This window comes from Rhodococcus sp. BP-316, assembly GCF_019836105.1.
Taxonomy (GTDB): domain Bacteria; phylum Actinomycetota; class Actinomycetes; order Mycobacteriales; family Mycobacteriaceae; genus Rhodococcoides.
In genome coordinates this window covers 26,620-44,312 of the sequence record NZ_JABUEE010000011.1, presented here as the reverse complement: position 1 = coordinate 44,312, position 17,693 = coordinate 26,620, and the positions used below count along the sequence as shown (strand labels likewise).

18 protein-coding genes are annotated in these 17,693 nt (G+C 69.4%); 9 read left to right on the top strand and 9 right to left on the bottom strand.

Annotated elements, in window-relative coordinates:
- Positions 1 to 10: 10 nt before the first annotated feature.
- The 3 genes from serC to HQ312_RS19665 all read right to left on the bottom strand — a co-directional run bounded on the left by serC (position 11) and on the right by HQ312_RS19665 (position 3,581).
- Complete coding sequence (gene serC / locus HQ312_RS19675; protein WP_222640909.1) at positions 11 to 1,132, bottom strand: phosphoserine transaminase; 1,122 nt, start codon at positions 1,130 to 1,132, stop codon at positions 11 to 13.
- A 198-nt stretch (positions 1,133 to 1,330) separates the two neighbouring features.
- A complete protein-coding gene (locus HQ312_RS19670) occupies positions 1,331 to 2,281 on the bottom strand; it encodes a hypothetical protein (protein ID WP_222640901.1) in 951 nt (316 codons plus the stop codon).
- A 178-nt stretch (positions 2,282 to 2,459) separates the two neighbouring features.
- Positions 2,460 to 3,581 carry a citrate synthase 2 gene (locus HQ312_RS19665; protein WP_027504219.1) on the bottom strand — a complete coding sequence of 374 codons (1,122 nt, stop codon included), beginning with the start codon at positions 3,579 to 3,581 and terminating at the stop codon, positions 2,460 to 2,462.
- Positions 3,582 to 3,724: 143 nt separating this feature from the next.
- On the opposite strand from HQ312_RS19665, the gene pdxH reads away from it, so the two are divergent.
- Positions 3,725 to 4,336, top strand: coding sequence for a pyridoxamine 5'-phosphate oxidase (gene pdxH, locus HQ312_RS19660; RefSeq protein WP_222641013.1), 612 nt, complete (start codon positions 3,725 to 3,727; stop codon positions 4,334 to 4,336).
- On the top strand, positions 4,333 to 5,595 hold the full coding sequence (locus HQ312_RS19655) for an MFS transporter (protein WP_222640899.1): 1,263 nt from the start codon (positions 4,333 to 4,335) through the stop codon (positions 5,593 to 5,595). Before pdxH ends, HQ312_RS19655 begins: the two co-directional genes overlap by 4 nt.
- Here HQ312_RS19655 and HQ312_RS19650 read toward each other — a convergent pair.
- On the bottom strand, positions 5,586 to 6,503 hold the full coding sequence (locus tag HQ312_RS19650; protein WP_222640897.1) for an NAD-dependent epimerase/dehydratase family protein: 918 nt from the start codon (positions 6,501 to 6,503) through the stop codon (positions 5,586 to 5,588). The two genes, HQ312_RS19655 and HQ312_RS19650, sit on opposite strands and share 10 nt — an antisense overlap.
- Before the next feature lie 98 nt (positions 6,504 to 6,601).
- Between HQ312_RS19650 and HQ312_RS19645 the strand changes: the two genes are divergently transcribed.
- A complete protein-coding gene (locus HQ312_RS19645; protein WP_222640887.1) occupies positions 6,602 to 7,300 on the top strand; it encodes a TetR/AcrR family transcriptional regulator in 699 nt (232 codons plus the stop codon).
- Here HQ312_RS19645 and HQ312_RS19640 read toward each other — a convergent pair.
- Positions 7,287 to 8,033 (bottom strand): CPBP family intramembrane glutamic endopeptidase, encoded by a 747-nt coding sequence (locus HQ312_RS19640; RefSeq protein ID WP_308123940.1) that lies wholly within the window; start codon positions 8,031 to 8,033, stop codon positions 7,287 to 7,289. The genes HQ312_RS19645 and HQ312_RS19640 overlap by 14 nt on opposite strands.
- 53 nt (positions 8,034 to 8,086) lie before the next feature.
- Here HQ312_RS19640 and HQ312_RS19635 point away from each other — a divergent pair, with 53 nt between their 5' ends.
- From HQ312_RS19635 to HQ312_RS19625, 3 genes are read left to right on the top strand one after another with little or no spacing between them, the layout of a single operon-like run.
- On the top strand, positions 8,087 to 9,061 hold the full coding sequence (locus tag HQ312_RS19635) for an aldose 1-epimerase family protein (protein WP_222627763.1): 975 nt from the start codon (positions 8,087 to 8,089) through the stop codon (positions 9,059 to 9,061).
- Positions 9,058 to 9,984 carry a carbohydrate kinase gene (locus HQ312_RS19630; RefSeq protein ID WP_027504212.1) on the top strand — a complete coding sequence of 309 codons (927 nt, stop codon included), beginning with the start codon at positions 9,058 to 9,060 and terminating at the stop codon, positions 9,982 to 9,984. Before HQ312_RS19635 ends, HQ312_RS19630 begins: the two co-directional genes overlap by 4 nt.
- Positions 9,985 to 10,036: 52 nt before the next feature.
- A complete protein-coding gene (locus HQ312_RS19625; RefSeq protein ID WP_037183979.1) occupies positions 10,037 to 11,344 on the top strand; it encodes a citrate synthase in 1,308 nt (435 codons plus the stop codon).
- Positions 11,345 to 11,380: 36 nt separating this feature from the next.
- On the opposite strand, the gene HQ312_RS19620 is transcribed toward HQ312_RS19625, so the two are convergent.
- Positions 11,381 to 12,178: a carbon-nitrogen hydrolase family protein gene (locus HQ312_RS19620; RefSeq protein WP_027504210.1), complete on the bottom strand. Its 798-nt coding sequence runs from the start codon at positions 12,176 to 12,178 to the stop codon at positions 11,381 to 11,383.
- A 59-nt stretch (positions 12,179 to 12,237) separates the two neighbouring features.
- On the opposite strand from HQ312_RS19620, the gene HQ312_RS19615 reads away from it, so the two are divergent.
- Entirely contained in the window at positions 12,238 to 12,879 is a 642-nt protein-coding gene (locus tag HQ312_RS19615) for a GntR family transcriptional regulator (RefSeq protein ID WP_027504209.1), read from the top strand.
- Here HQ312_RS19615 and HQ312_RS19610 read toward each other — a convergent pair.
- A complete protein-coding gene (locus HQ312_RS19610) occupies positions 12,876 to 14,237 on the bottom strand; it encodes an MFS transporter (protein WP_222640883.1) in 1,362 nt (453 codons plus the stop codon). The two genes, HQ312_RS19615 and HQ312_RS19610, sit on opposite strands and share 4 nt — an antisense overlap.
- Positions 14,238 to 14,338: 101 nt before the next feature.
- On the opposite strand from HQ312_RS19610, the gene HQ312_RS19605 reads away from it, so the two are divergent.
- Together HQ312_RS19605 and HQ312_RS19600 are read left to right on the top strand one after the other, a co-directional pair.
- Positions 14,339 to 15,025, top strand: coding sequence for a DUF2848 domain-containing protein (locus HQ312_RS19605; protein WP_222640881.1), 687 nt, complete (start codon positions 14,339 to 14,341; stop codon positions 15,023 to 15,025).
- A gap of 70 nt (positions 15,026 to 15,095) precedes the next feature.
- The gene (locus HQ312_RS19600; protein ID WP_027504206.1) at positions 15,096 to 15,452 is read left to right on the top strand and encodes an FKBP-type peptidyl-prolyl cis-trans isomerase; all 357 of its coding nucleotides are present in this window, start codon (positions 15,096 to 15,098) and stop codon (positions 15,450 to 15,452) included.
- Between the two features lie 25 nt (positions 15,453 to 15,477).
- On the opposite strand, the gene HQ312_RS19595 is transcribed toward HQ312_RS19600, so the two are convergent.
- Together HQ312_RS19595 and HQ312_RS19590 are read right to left on the bottom strand one after the other, a co-directional pair.
- Positions 15,478 to 16,797 carry a sensor histidine kinase KdpD gene (locus tag HQ312_RS19595; RefSeq protein WP_222640879.1) on the bottom strand — a complete coding sequence of 440 codons (1,320 nt, stop codon included), beginning with the start codon at positions 16,795 to 16,797 and terminating at the stop codon, positions 15,478 to 15,480.
- Between the two features lie 53 nt (positions 16,798 to 16,850).
- Positions 16,851 to 17,558, bottom strand: a complete 708-nt coding sequence (locus HQ312_RS19590) for a response regulator transcription factor (RefSeq protein ID WP_027504204.1) — start codon at positions 17,556 to 17,558, stop codon at positions 16,851 to 16,853.
- Between the last annotated feature and the right edge of the window lie 135 nt (positions 17,559 to 17,693).

Genomic DNA, 17,693 nt, shown 5'->3' with positions numbered 1-17,693 from the left:
ACGCACGCTCTCACGCCAGGTGTTCGACCACGTGATCGATGCAGGCGGTCAGGGCGGTGACGTCGTCGGGCTCGACGGCCGGGAACATGCCGACGCGCAGCTGGTTGCGGCCGAGCTTGCGGTAGGGCTCCGTGTCGACGATACCGTTGGCGCGCAACGTCTTCGCGACGGCTGCAGCGTCGACCTTCTCGTCGAAGTCGATGGTGCCGACCACCTGCGAGCGATGCTTCGGGTCGACGACGAACGGCGTCGCGTACTCGGAGCGCTCCGCCCAGTCGTACAGCCGCGACGAGGAGTCGGCGGTCCGTGACGTCGCCCAGTCCAGGCCGCCCTTGCCGTTCAGCCACTCGATCTGGTCTGCGAACAGGAGCAGCGTCGCCACCGCGGGGGTGTTGTACGTCTGGTTCTTGGTGCTGTTGTCGATGGCGATGGGCAGCGACAGGAAGTCGGGGACCCAGCGCTTGCTCGCCGCGATCTCGTCGACGCGGGCCAGTGCCGCGGGGCTCATCAGCGCAACCCACAGTCCGCCGTCGGCAGCGAAGTTCTTCTGCGGAGCGAAGTAGTAGACATCCGAATCGGCCACGTTCACGGGCAGTCCGCCGGCGCCCGAGGTCGCGTCGATCGCGATGAGGGCGTTTCCCGAGTCCGCGGGACGCGACACGGGAATGGCCACACCGGTCGAGGTCTCGTTGTGCGCCCACCCGATCAGGTCGACCGACGGGTCCGACGTGGGCTCCGGAGCACTGCCCGGCTCCGCGGAGACGACGATCGGGTCACCGATGAACGGGTTGGCCTTGGCCACCGAGGCGAACTTCGAGCTGAACTCACCGTTGGTGAGGTGCAGCGACTTCTCCTTGATCAGGCCGAACGCCGCGGCGTCCCAGAACGCGGTGGTGCCGCCGTTGCCCAGCACGACCTCGTAGCCCTCGGGGATCGAGAACAGCTCGCGCAGACCGTCGCGCACCCGACCCACCACGTCCTTCACCGGCTTCTGGCGGTGGCTGGTGCCGAACACCGACGCGCCCACGTCCACCAGGGACTGGAGCTGCTCGGGCCGGACCTTCGACGGACCGCACCCGAAGCGTCCGTCGCCGGGCTTGAGGTCGGAAGGAATGGTCAGGTTCTCGGCCATACGGGGTTCGCGTCCTTAGTTTCGGTGTGGGCGGTACCGGCGAGATCAGGGTAGTGCAGCCGTGACAGGGGTCGTGCACCCCGCTGGGCGTCTCGGTGCTGGTTGCCCGGTGCTGGTGGGCCGGCGGGCGCACCGCGCGGTGCCCTGCGCAGGATGCGGCGTGCGCTCGTCGACGGGCGCTGCGCGTGGAGGGCGCGGTCACCCCACCCGAGTGGTGCGCGGCCGTGCGCCCCCGCACCCTGCGGCCAACACCCGACACAGTTCGCGGCCGAGTTGCGGCGACGTCAGATCAGCCCACGTCCAGCGCACCACCGTCCATCCGTGTGCGCGGAGCAGGTCCTCGCGACGCTTCTCCCGCACCAGGACGTCGGCGGGTGACTCGCCGGGGCGTGCGAGAGCCGAGTACTTCGAGACACCGTCGAACTCGCCGATCACACCCTCGTCCTCCCACAAGAAATCGGGGCGGAAGGTGGTGCGGCGGTCCGAGAGCATCAGCGTGACCTGCAGTTCCGGGCACGGAACGCCGAGATGGTGCAGATACACGCGGCTCCGCGACTCCCCGACGCTCTCGCTTCGCCCGTCCAGGAAGCCGAGTACACACTCGGCGGCGGTGCGTCTGCGATGGGACGGCGTACGGCTCAGCGACTCGCGCACCGACTCCGGCGTCACGAGATGTCGGTTCAGTGCGGAGTCACCGGCGCAGACCGCATCCTCGAACGGGAGGGTCCGCGCGAGGTCGGCGACGGTGCGCGCAGCGGACGTGCAGCGCAGGCCGTCGATGACGTCGACGTCCCGCTCGGTCAGACCGTCGGCATGCACGTGGCGATGCCGACCGACGTGGCCACCCGACGATCGCGGGATGCCGAGATGCACCCGTTCCGGGACTCGCCACAACGACATCCCGTGCACCAAGGCTGCGGAACCGTGTGCGGCGGCCGCCGCGGGGGCGCTCGCCAGCAGCGTCGCGCGCACCTCGAGCAGGTGCCGGCCGGTGGCGTCGAGCGATTCGTGGACCGCAGCCGGAACGTAGATGCCGCGCCGGACGACGGCGATCTCGCGACGCGCCAGTGCAGCCTTGATCTCGGCGTCGGTGGCGCCGCGTGCCAGTGCGTCACGACGGCTGAGCAGGTGTTCCCCGTAGAAGTTCACGGCCGCAGTGTGCGCACGAGTCGGTCGCCCGCGCTGCGGCCGTCCACAGTCGGGCGTCATCCCCGGGTTCGAGCGCCCGCCCCTTGCCCCGCGCGCACCGCTCGGCTACGCGCGCAGAACGAGAGGCGCGCGAAACACCGTGCGGTGCGCGCGGCGGAGAAATAACACCCCACCTACCTCACGCGATGGTGCCCCACCCCTCGACGCTCTCGGGGGAGCGCGGTGCGGGACCGGTGTAGATGGCGGCGGGACGCACGAGCTTGCCGAGGCGTTTCTGTTCGAGGATGTGGGCGCACCAACCGGCGGTGCGGCCGCAGGTGAACATGGCGGGCATCATGTGCGCGGGTACTTCGGCGAAGTCGAGGATGACGGCGGCCCAGAATTCGACGTTGGTCTCGATGGCGCGGTCGGGGCGGCGTTCGCGCAGTTCGGCGAGTGCGGCCTGTTCGAGGGCGGCGGCGACCTCGAAGCGGGGTGCGTTCAGGCGCTGCGCGGTGGCGCGCAGGACGCGGGCGCGGGGGTCCTCGGCGCGGTAGACGCGGTGCCCGAAGCCCATGAGCTTCTCTTTCCGGTCGAGGATGCCCTTGACCAGTGCCCGTGCGTCGTCGGACTTCTCGACCTCCTCGATCATGGGGAGCACGCGGGCGGGGGCGCCGCCGTGGAGCGGTCCGGACATGGCGCCGATGGCTCCGGAGAGGGCGGCGGCGACGTCGGCTCCGGTGGAGGCGATGACGCGGGCGGTGAAGGTGGAGGCGTTCATGCCGTGCTCGGCGGCGGAGACCCAGTAGGCGTCGATGGCCTCGGTGTGGGCGGGATCGGGGTCGCCCTTCCACCGAGTCATGAATCGTTCTGTGACGGTGGAGCACTGGTCGATTCGCGTCTGCGGCACGGCCGGCTGGTAGATGCCGCGCGCGGACTGGGCGACGTAGGACAGCGCCATGACAGAGGCGCGGGCGAGGTGTTCGCGGGCGGTGTCGTCGTCGATGTCGAGGAGCGGCTCGTACCCCCAGATCGGTGCGAGCATCGCGAGTCCGGCTTGGACGTCGACGCGGACGTCGCCGGTGTGGATGGGGAGGGGAAAGGGTTCGGCGGGCGGTAGTCCGGGGCCGAAGCGTCCGTCGACGAGCAGTGCCCACACGTTGCCGAAGGTGACGCCCTTGCCGACGAGGTCCTCGATGTCGACGCCGCGGTAGCGCAGTGCGCCGCCGTCCTTGTCGGGTTCGGCGATGTCGGTGGTGAAGGCGACGACGCCCTCGAGTCCGGCGACGAAGCCCTCCGGTACCACTGTTTCCTGGGCCATGAAGATCCCTCGTTCTCCTGTGTCCGCGGACCCCGCTTTCGTGCGTGGACCTGCACCTCACCGCACCCTAGTGGGTAGCGCGGGCCGCACCGTACTCCGGGAGTAGCGTCTGCGCGGTGACCGAGAACATCGACCTGGCGGATATGCGGGTGGCGTATGGCGGGGACGGCGATCTCGAGGAGAGCGACCTCGCCGACGGCTGGCTCGCGCTCGCCCGTGTGTGGTTGCAGCAGGCGATCGACGCGCGTCTGCCGGAACCGAATGCCATCACACTCGCGACGGTGGACGCGGACGGCCGACCGGCGACCCGCACGGTGCTGTGCAAGGAGTTGTCGGAGTCGGGTGTCGTCTTCTACACGAACTACGGATCCGCGAAGGCCCGCCATCTCGAGTCGACGCCCTTCGCATCGGCGACGTTCCCGTGGATCGGCATCCAGCGCCAGCTCACGGTGCGCGGACCGGTCACGCGGGTGAGTGCCGACGAGACGGCTGCCTACTGGTCCACCCGGCCGCGGGGGTCGCAACTCGGTGCGTGGGCGTCGCAGCAGTCGAGCCCCATCGGATCGCGTCAGGACCTGGAACGGCACCTCGCCGACGTGACCGACAGGTTCGAGAACCAGGATGTGCCGGTGCCTCCGAACTGGGGCGGCCTCCGCATCGCGCCCGAGTCCGTGGAGTTCTGGCAGGGCCGGAACAACCGTCTGCACAACAGGCTGGTGATCACGGCGTCCGGCGTCGAACGTCTGCAACCGTGAAACTTCTCGCCGACACCACTCCTCTCCAGAATCCCGATTATCGACGCCTGTGGGCGTCGGGCGTCGTCACGGTCATCGGCGCCCAGCTCTCGGTCGTCGCTGTGCCGCAACAGATCTTCCAGATCACGTCGAGCTCGGCGTACGTAGGACTCGCGGGTGCTTTCGCGTTGGTTCCGCTGGTCGTGTTCGGGCTGTGGGGCGGGGCGTTGGCCGACGTGATGGACCGGCGCACCCTGCTGATGATCACCACGGTGGGGATCGGCGCGACGTCGTTCATGCTGTGGCTGCAGGCGCACCTGGGGCTGAACAACGTGTGGATCGTGTTGGTGCTGCTCGCCGTGCAGCAGGGCTTCTTCGCGGTGAACCAACCCACGCGCAGCGCCATCATCCCGCGCCTGATTCCGGTGCGGCAGTTGCCCGCTGCCAACTCACTCAACATGACGGTGTTCAACTTCGGTGCCATCGCGGGCCCGATGCTGGCCGGTGCGTTGATTCCGGCGTTCGGGCTGCCGACGCTGTACCTGCTCGACACCATTGCGCTGTCGGTGACCCTGTGGGCAGTCGCGCGACTGCCGAAGATTCCGCCGACGGGGGAGTCCCGACGCGCGGGTCTGCGCGAGGTGTTCCAGGGGTTCGCCTACCTGGCGACGCAGAAGGTGCTGCTCGCCTCGTTCGTCGTGGACATCATCGCGATGGTGTTCGGGATGCCGCGCGCACTGTTCCCCGAGGTGGCCACCGAGACGTTCGGTGACCCGGCCGAGGGTGGACTCGTCCTCGGACTGCTGTTCGCGTCGCTGTCGGCGGGCGCGGTGCTGGGCGGAATCTTCTCGGGGTGGTTGCCGCGCGTGCAGCGTCAGGGTGTCGCGGTGATCGCGTGCATCGTGGTGTGGGGCGGCGCGATGATCGGGTTCGGCGTCTCCGTGGCGCTCGCGACCGTCGGCCAGCGGGGGTGGGCGCTGTACATGGCGTTGGGCTTCCTGGCGATCGGCGGCGGCGCCGACATGATCTCCGCCGCGTTCCGGAGCTCGATGCTGCAATCCGTCGCCACCGACGACATGCGGGGCAGGTTGCAGGGCGTCTTCATCGTCGTGGTCGCGGGCGGCCCGCGAGTCGGCGACGTCCTGCACGGTGCGGCCGCTTTCATGGTGGGCACTGCCGCGGCGGCGGCCGGAGGGGGCGTGCTGGTGATCGTCGGGGTGATGATCGCAGCCCTTGCGATCCCGGCGTTCGTGAAATACCGCGTCACCGCTCAGACCTGAGCGGTGCGGCGGCACACCTCCGCCCAGGGGGTGGGCTCGATACCCAGCATCTGCTGTGACCGCGTCGAGTCGAGCACGTAGGGCGCGGTGCGTTGGTAGGACAGCTGGTTCAACTCTCGCAGCATCGGCACGGCGAGACCCGCTGCCCGCGTGATCGACCGGGGCACCACGCGTACGGGGACCGGGGGCTTGCCCACGGCCTCGAGTGTGTCGGTGATCGCTTGTCGCAGTGTCACAGCGGGATTGGTCGGCGCGTGCCACACCTGTCCCCACGATTCCGGGGTGTCGACGGCGGCGATCAGCGCTCGCGCCTCGTCGAGGACATCGGTGAACGAGTGCGGCACGTCGGCTGCATCGATCGCCCAGACGGCCTTGCCGTCGAGCGCAGCGGGGAGGAGACGCGTGACATGCCCGTTCGCGCCGACTCCCGTTCCCACGTAGTCCGAACCGCGTACCTCGACTGCCCGCAGAGTTCCGGCGCGGTGCGCGTCGGCGAGGTCGCGCCACATCTGCGCTCGCAGCGCGCCTTTGTGGTCGGCGGCGGCGTCGGGCATTCCTTCGCGCATGACACCGTCGGCGACGGGCCCGTACGGGTAGAGGTTGCCCGTGACGGCCAGGACGGCACCTGTCCGTTCGGCGGCGCTGCGCAGCGACCGCGCCAGCGGCGGCCACATCTGCTGCCACTGCGTGTAATCGCCGGGGTTGGCGCAGTTGTACAGCGCACGGGCGCCTTCGGTGAGCGCGCTGAGAGCGTCGGCGTCGGAGGCATCCGCGGCGGCGGCCGTGACACCCGGGACGGCGGTGCCTCGGCGGGAGACGAGGACGACCTCGGAGCCGCGGTCGGCGAGCAGGCGGGCGACGTGGGTACCGACGGGGCCGGCCCCGACGACGACGTGACGATCGGACATGGGAAACACCTTCCATAGTGGAGAGCACCGCTCTCGCCACAACTATGAGAGCACCGCTCTCGAAAGTCAAGAGCGGTGCTCTCGGTTACTGTGAAGGCATGCCCACGCCCCGGGAGACCGCCCGCACGGAGACGATGGCCGCGATCCTCGGCGCAGCTCGGACCCAGCTCGCCGACATCGGACCCGCGGCGCTGTCCCTGCGCGCCGTGGCGCGGGAGATCGGCATGGTGTCCTCGGCCGTCTATCGCTACGTTGCGAGTCGGGACGAGCTGCTCACGGCACTGATCGTGCAGTGCTACGACGAGCTTGGTGCGGCCCTCGAGGACGCGGATCCGCAGGGTGGGAAGCCTGTCGACCGCTGGGTGGCGGTATGTGACGCACTGCGATCGTGGGCCGCGGCGCACCCGCACGAGTACGCGCTGCTGTACGGCTCGCCCGTGCCCGGCTATCGAGCGCCGCAGACGACCGTCGGTCCGGCCACGCGCCCGACTCTCGTGGTGGTGAGCATCGTCGTCGACGCGCATCGGTCCGCACCGCCGGTCCGTATCGAGCCCGACATCTATTCACCGGCGCGCGACTTCGTCGTGGAGCGCTATCTCCAGGCCACCGGTGAGGACGTCGGCGGCGTGATGACGACCGACCTGGTGGCCCGCACGTTGTCGGCGTGGATCACGGTCTTCGGCGCGGTGTCGTTCGAGCGCTTCGGTCATCTGGTCGGCGTCACCGAGGACACCGGCGCGTTCTACGCCGACATCGTGCGGGATCTGGCCGCGACGCTCGACCTCAGTGAAAGGTGAGGTGCCACACCGCGAGTGCGGCCAGCGCGCCGGCGCCGTTGAGTGCCCAGTGCAGACCGATGGGGGCGATGATGCTGCCGCCGCGATGGCGCAGCCAGGTGAAGACGAAGCCGGCCAGGGTGGTCCCGGCGACTGCGCCGCACACGCCGATGATCTGACCGAAGAGGCCGGTTCCCAGCACGGCGGAGAAGCCGTCGTTGCCGACCGTCAAGCCGAGTGACGACGCCACGTGCCACAGGCCGAAGAGTAGCGAACCGATGACGGCGACCGCACGAATGCCGAAGCGTCGCGACAACTTCGCGTGCAAGACGCCGCGGAACGCGAGCTCCTCCGGAACGACCGTCTGGAGCGGAATGATGACCAGGGCGGCGAACAGTGTGGCGCCGACGTTGACGCCGTATCGCTCGTTGAGGAAGGCGCTCTGGGTGAGGGGGATCGAGGCGGCGATGGCCACCACCACCAGCGTGAGTCCGGCCGCAGCGGCGCCGTGACGGGCTCCGCGTCCGACGTTGCTCAATCCCAGGTCGCTCCACTGGAGGCCGCGCGCACGGGCGAAGGCGAGCAGGAGCAGGGCGCCGACCGGCACCGCGGCGACCGCGATGGGGGTGGGCGCGAAGTGCGCGGTCAGGTTGAAGACCACCAGGGCCGCGACGACCACGACGATGTCGACGAGGGTCCTGTCGACCCAGCGGCGGGGTGCCACCGGTTCGGTGGCGACGGCGACTGTGGACACCCGATCCACCGTACAGAGAACGACGCGACATACCGGGGCGGTAGCGTGCTGACATGGTCGACGACGCGCCATCCGCCCTGTCCCATTCACTGCGCCACGGTGCGTACAGAGCCGACGTCGCCGCCACCGGTGCGGGACTACGTGCCCTCGAGCACTCCGGCCGCCGGTTGACCGAGACGTGGGACGCGGGCAGGCCGGAGGCCGGTCGGGATCGGGTCGCCGTCAAGCCGCCGTTGTCGGCGGGGCTGGTGTTGGCACCGTGGCCCAACCGCACGCGCGACGGCCGGTTCACGTTCGACGGTGAGACACATCAGCTCGAGATCACCGAACCGGCCCGGAACAACGCGAGTCACGGACTCGTCCGCCGACGGGAATGGGACGTCGCGGAGCGGTCCGACTCGTCGATCACCCACACCATCGACATCGGCGGCGAACCGGGATGGCCGTTCGCGCTGCGGCTGACAGCTCGGCACAGCCTCGGCGACGACGGATTGACCGTCACCCACACGGCCACGAACGTCGGCGACCGCACCGCGCCCTTCGGCATGGGCGTCCACTCGTTCGTCCGCGCAGGTGATGCGCCCCTGGACGAGTGCACGCTCCGACTCTCGGCGGGTGTGCGTCTCCCGCTCGACGTCGAGCGCAACCTGCCCAGCGGCGGCCCCGTGCCCGTGCAGGACACGGACCTCGACTTCGCTGCGGCGCGGAGCCTCGCCGGAGTCTGGCTCGACACCCCGTTCAGTGCCCTCGTCCCGGACGCGGACGGCATCGCACGGCAGTACCTGACGCCGCCGGACAGCGCAGCCACCGTGCTGTGGACCGACGCGAATTTCCCGTGGGTGCAGGTGTTCACGGCGGATCCGGCGCACGATCAGGCCTACCCGGACCGCGGCCGCGCCCTGGCGATCGAACCGATGACGTGCCCACCGGACGCGCTGAACTCAGGGGTGGGGCTGATCGTGCTGGAGCCGGGGGAGACCTGGACCGGGAGCTGGGGCATCCGGGCGGACGACGGGAGCGCCTCGTGACGATCCTCGTGTGCGGCGAGGCGCTGGTCGATCTGGTGCCGGATCGCCAGGGCGGTGGTCCCGCGTTGACGCCGAAGCTGGGCGGCGGCCCGTTCAACGTCGCCGTCGCGCTCGGCCGCCTCGGTGCGGACGTGCAGTTCCTCTCCCGCATCTCCCGCGACCCGTTCGGCCGCGACCTGGTGGCGTGGCTGGAGGCGTCGAAGGTGGGACTCGACCTGCTCCAGCGTGGGCCGGAGCTGACCACGCTCGCCCTGACCGTGCTCGACGCGCACGGCGCCGCCGAGTACTCGTTCTATGCCGACGGCACCGCGGACCGACTCGTCGAGGCGCCCGCGACCATCCCCGAGTCGGTGACCGCGGCGTCGTTCGGCACGCTGTCGCTGCTCTACGAGCCGGGCGCGAGCGTGTACGCGGCGCTGCTCGCGAGGGTGCACGACGCCGGGGTCCTGACGATGCTCGATCCGAACATCCGCCCGGCCGCGATGACGGACGGCGACGGTTACCGCGCCCGGTTCCGTACCTGGCTTCCGTCGATCGACATCCTCAAGGTGTCGGTCGAGGACGCGGGATGGCTGGGGGAGGGGCCGCAGGGCACCACCGTCCGAGACTGGTTGGACGCGGGCGTGACGGCCGTCGTCGTCACGCGCGGCGGGGACGGGCTGTCGGTGGTCACCACGGCCGGCGAGACAGTCGTTCCCGGTGTGTCGGTGCAGGTCGCGGACACCATCGGTGCGGGCGACACCGTCCACGGAGCGATGCTCCACCACCTGACGGAGCACGGCGTGCGCTCGTCGGCGGACCTTCTGCGACTCGATTCACACGCCTGGACGGCGGCTCTCACGTTCGCCGCGAAGGCAGCCGCCATCACCGTGTCACGACCGGGGGCGGACCCTCCCTGGGCGGACGAGGTCGGCGACGACTAGTTTTATCGAGACACCACAAGTTCCGTTACACCGAGCTCGAGAGGGACCCTTCGTGCCCGCTGAGAATGCCGACAACGCCGCCACCGCCAAGCTGATCTATCCCGGCGGCGAACACGAGATGACCATTGCGAGAGCGACCGAAGGCAACGACGGTATCGAGCTGGGCAAACTGCTCGCGAACACCGGGTACACGACGCTGGACGGTGGGTTCGTCAACACGGCCTCCACCAAGTCCGCCATCACGTACATCGACGGTGCCGAGGGCATCCTGCGCTACCGCGGATACCCGATCGACCAGCTCGCCGAGAAGTCGTCGTTCCTCGAGGTCAGCTACCTGCTGATCTACGGGGAGCTGCCCACCACCGTCGAGTTGGAGAACTTCACCGACCGCATCCGTCGGCACACCCTGCTGCACGAGGACCTCAAGCGCTTCTTCGACGGCTTCCCGCGCAACGCCCACCCGATGCCCGTCGTCTCGTCCGCGGTCAACGCGCTGTCCGCGTACTACCAGGACTCGCTCGACCCGAACGATCCCGAGCAGGTCGAGCTCTCGACGATCCGTCTGCTGGCCAAGCTGCCGACCATCGCCGCGTACGCGTACAAGAAGTCGGTGGGCCAGCCGTTCCTGTACCCGGACAACTCGAAGAGCTACGTCGAGAACTTCCTGCGCATGACCTTCGGTTTCCCGGCCGAGCCCTACGAGGCCGATCCCGAGATGGTCAAGGCGCTCGACATGCTGCTCATCCTGCACGCCGATCACGAGCAGAACTGCTCGACGTCGACGGTGCGCCTGGTCGGCTCGTCCGACGCCAACCTCTTCACGTCCATCTCCGGCGGCATCAACGCACTGTGGGGTCCGCTGCACGGCGGCGCCAACCAGGCCGTCCTCGAGATGCTCTACCGCATCCAGAGTGAGGGCGGCGACAGCGCCGACTTCCTGAAGCGGGTCAAGAACAAGGAGGACGGTGTCAAGCTCATGGGCTTCGGACACCGTGTCTACAAGAACTACGACCCGCGCGCGGCCATCGTGCGCAAGACGGCGCACTCGATTCTCGAGAAGCTCGGCACCAACGACGAGCTGCTCGACATCGCGATGAAGCTCGAAGAGGTCGCCCTGTCCGACGACTACTTCGTCGAGCGCAAGCTGTACCCGAACGTCGACTTCTACACGGGTCTCATCTACCGCGCCATGGGCTTCCCCGAGCGCATGTTCACGGTGCTGTTCGCCCTCGGCCGCCTGCCCGGGTGGATCGCGCACTGGCAGGAGATGCACCAGGACCCGAACGCCAAGATCGGCCGCCCCCGTCAGATCTACACGGGCTACACCGAGCGCGGCTACGAGGGCATCGACGGCCGCTGATCGGCCCGCCCCTCGCGACACCCCCGACGCGGTGCGTCAGAACTTCCGGTTGGCCAACACCGGCAAGTTCTGGCGCACCGCGTCGATCTCGTTCGGGTCGATGTCGAGCGTGAGCAGACCGGGCGCCGCGCCGAGCTGGTCGAGCACGTGTCCGGTGGGGGACACCACCATCGAGTTGCCGACGCCCACGGGTGCCGAGCCGGAGATCTCGATACCCGACTCGGCGGGGTCCGCCTGCCCGCAGGCCGCGAGGAACGTCGTGGAGTCCAGTGCGCGGGCGCGGGCGAGCAGTGTCCACTGATCCACCTTGCCGGGGCCGCGGCCCCACGACGCGGCGACGACGGTGAGCAGGGCGCCGCGGTCCGCGAGGGTCTGGAAGAGGCCGGGGAAGCGAATGTCGTAGCACGTCGCGAAGCCGACACCCACGCCGTCGATGTCGACGACCACCGGCTCGGTTCCCGGTGCGACGGTGTCGGACTCGGCGAAACCGAACGCGTCGAACAGGTGGATCTTGTCGTACGACGCCTCGACGCCCCCGCCGGTGATCAGCAGGGTGTTGCGCACCCGCTCGTCACCGCCGACGGCCGGGGTGAACATGCCGGCCGCGACGGTGATGCCCGCGTCGTCGGCGATCTCGCGCACCGCGGTGGCCCAGGGGCCGTCGAGCGGCTCGGCGACGTCGGCGATCGATCCGCCGAATCGGCGCATCGTGGCCTCGGGAAGGACGCACAGCCGGGCGCCCGCGTCCACGGCGTCACGGACGGACGAGCGCACCAGGTCGAGGTTCTCGTTCGGATCGCGGGACGCGGTGATCTGGGCGAGGCTGATTCTCATGCGGTGCTCCTGACGTCGGCGTGCGGGGTGTCGAGGGTCGTGACTGGTATACACACAGTATGCAAGAACAGTCCGGTCGCGAGCGCGCCTATGTCTATCTCCGCGACCGCGTGCTGTCCGAACCGGCGTTCACGGGCACGTTCCTGAACGAGGGCGAGCTGGCGTCGCAGATCGGGGTGTCGCGCACCCCGGTCCGAGAAGCGTTGCTGCTGTTGGTGTCCGAGGGTCTCATCGAGATGGTGCGAGGGCGGGGCGCGTACGTGCCGCCGATGTCCGGGCGCCAGATCGGTGAACTGATGGACCTGCGCGGCGTGCTCGAACGGCACGCCGCGGAGAAGGCGATCGACGCCGGGAACGTACCCATCGCGGCGATGACGGCCACTCTGGAGTCGCAGGAGGCCCTGGCTGCCGGTGCCGCCGAGGATCACGCTCGAACCTTCATCGACCTCGACGGGACGTTCCACCAGGAACTGATCGACTCCGCAGGCAGCGAGTTGCTGTCCCGGACGTACGCCGGGCTGCGGGCGCGGCAGTTGCGTGCCGGGTTGTCCGCGCTGTTCGGCGCTCCCGACCGCAAGCGCCAGGTGTGCACCGAGCATCGCGCGATCGTCGACGCGTTGGCCTCGGGGGATCTGGCCGCGGCGTCCGCGCAGATCGATGCACACCTGGACGTCACCATGCGAATCCTGCTGCGCGGCTAGCTCTCCCGCGCCGAGAGCTGCTCGGCGCCGAGGTTCTGCGCGACGTAGCTCGCCTCCTCCGCAGGATCGGGACCACGGCCGAGTGCCAGGCCGAGGACGGTGAGCACACCCATCGCCATGATGTAGACGAAGACGGGCACCCAGCTGTCGGTGCGGTCGAGCAGGAACGTGAACATCAGGGGAGCGATCGCGCCGCCGAAGACGCCGGCGATCGTGTACGCCAGCGACGCGCCGGTGGAGCGCAGGCGCAGGGAGAACTGCTCCGTCACGAACGCGGCCTGCGGCCCGTACATGAACGAGTGGAACGTCAGTCCGACCACGACACCCAGGACGAGCATGCCGAACGAGCTGCCGCCGATGAGGAGGAAGAAGACGGCCACCCACGCGACGCCGCCCACGGCCGCGACGGCGTAGAGCAGTCGCCGGTTCACGATGTCGGACAGGGCGCCCGCCAGCGGGATGGTGGCCAGCTGGAACGCCGAGCCGATGAGGATGGCTGTGAGCACCTCGCTGCGCACGAAGCCGAGCTTCTGCACGCCGTAGGTGATGGAGAAGACGGTGAAGAGGGCGTAGATGACGTCGGGCGCGATGCGCGAGAGGATCGCGGCGACCAGGGGGCGGCGCTGCTCGCGGAACACCTCGGTGATCGGTGCCGCGGGTCGGTCGCCGCTCTCCTGCAGCGCCTTGAACACCGGGGTGTCCTCGAGCTTCAGGCGGATCCACAGTCCGAAGCCGACCAGCACGGCCGACAGCAGGAATGCCACGCGCCAGCCCCACGACTCGAACTGCTCCTCGGTGAGGGCGAAGGTCAGGGCCGCGAGAGCGCCGTTGGCCATCAGGTTGCCGGCGGGCGGGCCGATCTGCGCCGCGGACGACCAGAATCCACGCTTGCGCGGATTGCCGTACTCACTCGAGAGCAGGACGGCACCGCCCCACTCGCCGCCGACGGCGACGCCCTGCGCGAACCGCAACGCCACCAGGATGATCGGCGCCGCGACGCCGATGGTCGCGTAGCCCGGCAGCAGTCCGATGAGGAACGTCGTGACGCCGATGAGCAACAACGTGATGACGAGCAGCTGTTTGCGTCCGATGACGTCGCCGAGGCGGCCGAAGACGAATCCGCCGATGGGTCGCGCGACGTACCCCACGGCGTAGGTCGAGAACGCGAGCAGCGTTCCCGTCAACGGGTCGCTCTCCGGGAAGAAGATGATGGGGAAGATCAGTGCGGCCGACGCGGAGTAGACGGCGAAGTCGTACCACTCCAGTGCCGTACCGGTCAGGCTGGCAGCGAAAGCCTTGGTCAGCGCAGTCCGGTCGGGACGCACCGCCCCTCGGCCGTCGGGTGTCGTGCCGTCCATGGGATGTCCTTTCGGGTGTCGTGGTTCATATACTTGCTGTATACAAGACGTATGCGCAACCCCTCGAGCGCTTCCGAAACAGAGAAGTAACAGGAGAAATGATGACGACACTGACCTTCGAACTCCCCGACGGTTCCACCGAGTCGGTCACCGTGACCACACTCCTGAACGCCGGGTACGCGGGCCGTGACCAGGTCGAGGTCGCGTCCCACATCGCCGAACTGGCCGAGCTCGGCGTTCCCGCACCGACCACCATTCCGGCGATGTACCCCATCTCGCCCTACCTGGCACAGCAGACCTCCGAGGTGCACGTCCAGCACGGACACACCTCGGGCGAGGCGGAGTGGGCACTGGTGATCACGGGTCCCACCCGCGACGACGTGCTGCTGACCGTCGCGTGCGACCACACCGATCGCGATCTCGAGGTGCACAGCGTCGCGTGGAGCAAGAACGCCTCACCCGACGTGCTCGGCACCGGGGCCTGGCGGCTCGCGGAGGTGGCCGACCGCCTCGACGACATCACGCTGCGCGCCCGGGTCGGAGACGACGAGACCCTGATCCAGGACGGCACTCTGGGCGATCTGCTCTCGCCCGATCACTGGCTCGACGTCCTCACCGAGCGGGGGCTCTTCCGGGCGGGCACGGTGCTGATGTCCGGCACGGTGTCGATGGTTCCGGGGGTGGACCAGTTCGCGAGCGCGTGGAAGGTCGAGCTGCGCGACCCGGCGACCGATCGGACTCTGACCTGCGCTTACCGCACCGTCGCCATGCCGTCCCCGATAGGCTGAGCGCAGTCACGTTACAGTCGATCGGTACAGGACATCGTCGTTCGGTATCAGTCGACTACAGGAGTTCATCGTGACCAAGCCCGAGATCGAGTTCCAGGCCGGCCCCCCTCCTACCGACCTCGTGGTCCAGGACATCACGGTCGGTGACGGCGCGGAAGCCGTTCCCGGCGGCACCGTCGAGGTCCACTACGTGGGCGTCGAGTTCGAGAGCGGCGAGGAGTTCGACTCGTCCTGGAACCGCGGCGAGTCCATCACCTTCCCGCTGCGCGGCCTCATCCAGGGCTGGCAGGACGGCATTCCCGGCATGAAGGTCGGCGGACGCCGTCAGCTCACCATCCCGCCGGAGCTCGCCTACGGCCCCGCAGGCGCCGGACATCGGCTGTCGGGCAAGACGCTCGTCTTCGTCATCGATCTGCTGAACGCCTGACCTCTGCTCCGCAGATTCGACGGGCTCACGCCACGTCGAGCACCAACCTCGCACCGCCCAGCGGGCTCGCCTCCAGATGCACCGTTCCACCGTGCAGGTGAGCCTGCTGGGCGACCAGTGCGAGCCCGAGTCCGGATCCGCCCGCCGCGGCCCGTGATCCGCGCTCGAAGCGTCCGAAGACACGTTCCCGCTCGTCCTCCGGGACGCCGGACCCGTTGTCGTCCACGCTGATTCGCGCACCCTCCGCCGTGCGCGCCACGCTGATCACCACGGTCGTCGCGCCGCCGTGACGCACGGCATTGAGCACGGCGTTGTCGAGCGCCAACCGTAGTCCCGTGGGATGGCCCAGGGCGGACACCGGCCCGTCGGCCTCCACCCGCACCCGCGTCTCCGGCAACGTCCGCGCGGCGTCCCGTGCGACGAGGTCGGCGACCTCCACGACGTCCACACTCACCCGGTCCGCGTCGGTGGTCAGCTCTCCGGTGGCCAGCCGTTCCAGCGCGGCGAGAGTCGATTCCACCCGGCCCTGCGTGCGCTGCAGGTCGTCGAGGATCTCCTGCCGCTGCTCGGCCGAGAGATCGAGCGTGCGCAGCACCTCGATGTCGGTACGCATGGCGGTCAGCGGCGTCCGCAGCTCGTGCGCTGACACGGCGGCGAAGTCGCGGGCCGTCTCGAGGGCGCTCTCGGTGCGCGACTGGGCGTCCGACACTCGCTGCAGCATGTCGCCGACGGCGGCCGCGAGGGCGTCCGCCTCCCGCACACCCGTCGACTTGCGGGGTGGTGTCGGCGGGTCCTTCGCGACGTCGTGCGTGAGCCTCATCAACGGGCGAACTGCCCGTCCGCCGAGGATCCAGCCGAGTGCCGTCGACGCGCCGACCGCCAGAGCGCCGGCCTGCAGCACCTGCCGCTGCTGGTCGTCCGTGATGTCCTGCGCCTCCGACAACGGCACCGCGATGGACACGGTGACGTCCGTCCGGTCCGGCACCGCGGCGGTGTAGACGCGGAACGGGGTGCCGTCGACGTCGGCGGTCGCCGAACCGAGCGGCATCGCGGGGAGCTGCGGCTGAGTACTGGCCCGCACCTGATCGGTCTGCCTGATCGTGATGGCGAAGGCCTCGGACCTGCTCAGGCTCCCGAGGAACATCTCGAACGTCTGCGCACGCGGCACCACCACCTCGGACGCGGTCTCGAGCCGACGGTCGAGCTGCAGGATGTTGTTGCGGGAGATGGCCGCTGCGACGTACCAACCGACGAGCGAGACGATGATGAGGGCGCCCAGGGCGGTGGCGGCGGCCACGCGGGCGCGCAGCGAGAAGACCCGGGAAGGCCGGAGGCCGGTCGTCATGCGGCGGGAAGGCCGGAGGCCGGTCGTCATGCGCCGGGAAGGCCGGAGGAGCTTCATGAAGCCGTGCGCAGGACGAAGCCGACGCCGCGGACGGTGTGCAGGATCCGTGGCACCCCACCGCTCTCCATCTTCCGGCGCAGGTACCCGACGAAGACGTCGACGACGTTGGTGTCGGCAACGAAGTCGTACCCCCACACCAGTTCCAGGAGCCGCTCCCGGCTGAGCACCACTCCGGCGTTGTGCGCGAGGACGGCGAGGAGTTCGAACTCGCGCTTCGTGAGGTCGAGGGGCCGCCCGTCGATGGTGGCGCGGTGGCCCGGCTCGTCGAGGCTCAGCGGCCCGACCACCACGGCGGCAGTGGCCGGGACGCTGGTACCGATGGTGCCGCGGCGGCGCAGCATCGCGTTGATGCGTGCCACCAGTTCGGCGAGGACGAACGGCTTGGTCAGGTAGTCGTCGGCGCCGGACTCGAGGCCCGCGATGCGGTCGTCGACGGAACTGCGCGCGCTCAGGACGCACACCGGGACGTCGTTGCCGCGGGCGCGCAACGCGGTGACCACGCCGTTGCCGTCGAGGACGGGCATGTTCATGTCCAGGACCACGACGTCCGGATCCTGCGCACCGACGAGGTCGAGAGCGGCGGCGCCGTCGCGAGCGGTGAGCACGGTGAACCCGGACAGCCGCAGTCCGCGCTCGATCGAGGCCAGCACGTCGACGTCGTCGTCCACCACGAGGACGGTGGGCTGGTCCGGAGCGGTCATCCGTCGATTGTGCCGGAACGACCGTGGTGTGCGGATGCGCCCCGCGCCACGTGAGTCGACCTGTGTGCAGTGATCCGCGCTCACCGCGGATCAGTGCACACAACCGGCCGGGCCGGGAACGATCGCGGTGGTCAC

What these genes read in the sequence shown, in the direction of transcription:
- serC (WP_222640909.1), bottom strand. Translation starts at nt 1,132, where the DNA reads ATGGCCGAGAACCTGACCATTCCTTCCGACCTCAAGCCCGGCGACGGA.
- HQ312_RS19595 (WP_222640879.1), bottom strand. Translation starts at nt 16,797, where the DNA reads ATGACGACCGGCCTCCGGCCTTCCCGGGTCTTCTCGCTGCGCGCCCGC.
- HQ312_RS19590 (WP_027504204.1), bottom strand. Translation starts at nt 17,558, where the DNA reads ATGACCGCTCCGGACCAGCCCACCGTCCTCGTGGTGGACGACGACGTC.
- pdxH (WP_222641013.1), top strand. Translation starts at nt 3,725, where the DNA reads ATGCGGGTGGCGTATGGCGGGGACGGCGATCTCGAGGAGAGCGACCTC.
- HQ312_RS19665 (WP_027504219.1), bottom strand. Translation starts at nt 3,581, where the DNA reads ATGGCCCAGGAAACAGTGGTACCGGAGGGCTTCGTCGCCGGACTCGAG.
- HQ312_RS19620 (WP_027504210.1), bottom strand. Translation starts at nt 12,178, where the DNA reads ATGAGAATCAGCCTCGCCCAGATCACCGCGTCCCGCGATCCGAACGAG.
- HQ312_RS19635 (WP_222627763.1), top strand. Translation starts at nt 8,087, where the DNA reads ATGGTCGACGACGCGCCATCCGCCCTGTCCCATTCACTGCGCCACGGT.
- HQ312_RS19650 (WP_222640897.1), bottom strand. Translation starts at nt 6,503, where the DNA reads ATGTCCGATCGTCACGTCGTCGTCGGGGCCGGCCCCGTCGGTACCCAC.
- HQ312_RS19610 (WP_222640883.1), bottom strand. Translation starts at nt 14,237, where the DNA reads ATGGACGGCACGACACCCGACGGCCGAGGGGCGGTGCGTCCCGACCGG.
- HQ312_RS19645 (WP_222640887.1), top strand. Translation starts at nt 6,602, where the DNA reads ATGCCCACGCCCCGGGAGACCGCCCGCACGGAGACGATGGCCGCGATC.
- HQ312_RS19615 (WP_027504209.1), top strand. Translation starts at nt 12,238, where the DNA reads ATGCAAGAACAGTCCGGTCGCGAGCGCGCCTATGTCTATCTCCGCGAC.
- HQ312_RS19605 (WP_222640881.1), top strand. Translation starts at nt 14,339, where the DNA reads ATGACGACACTGACCTTCGAACTCCCCGACGGTTCCACCGAGTCGGTC.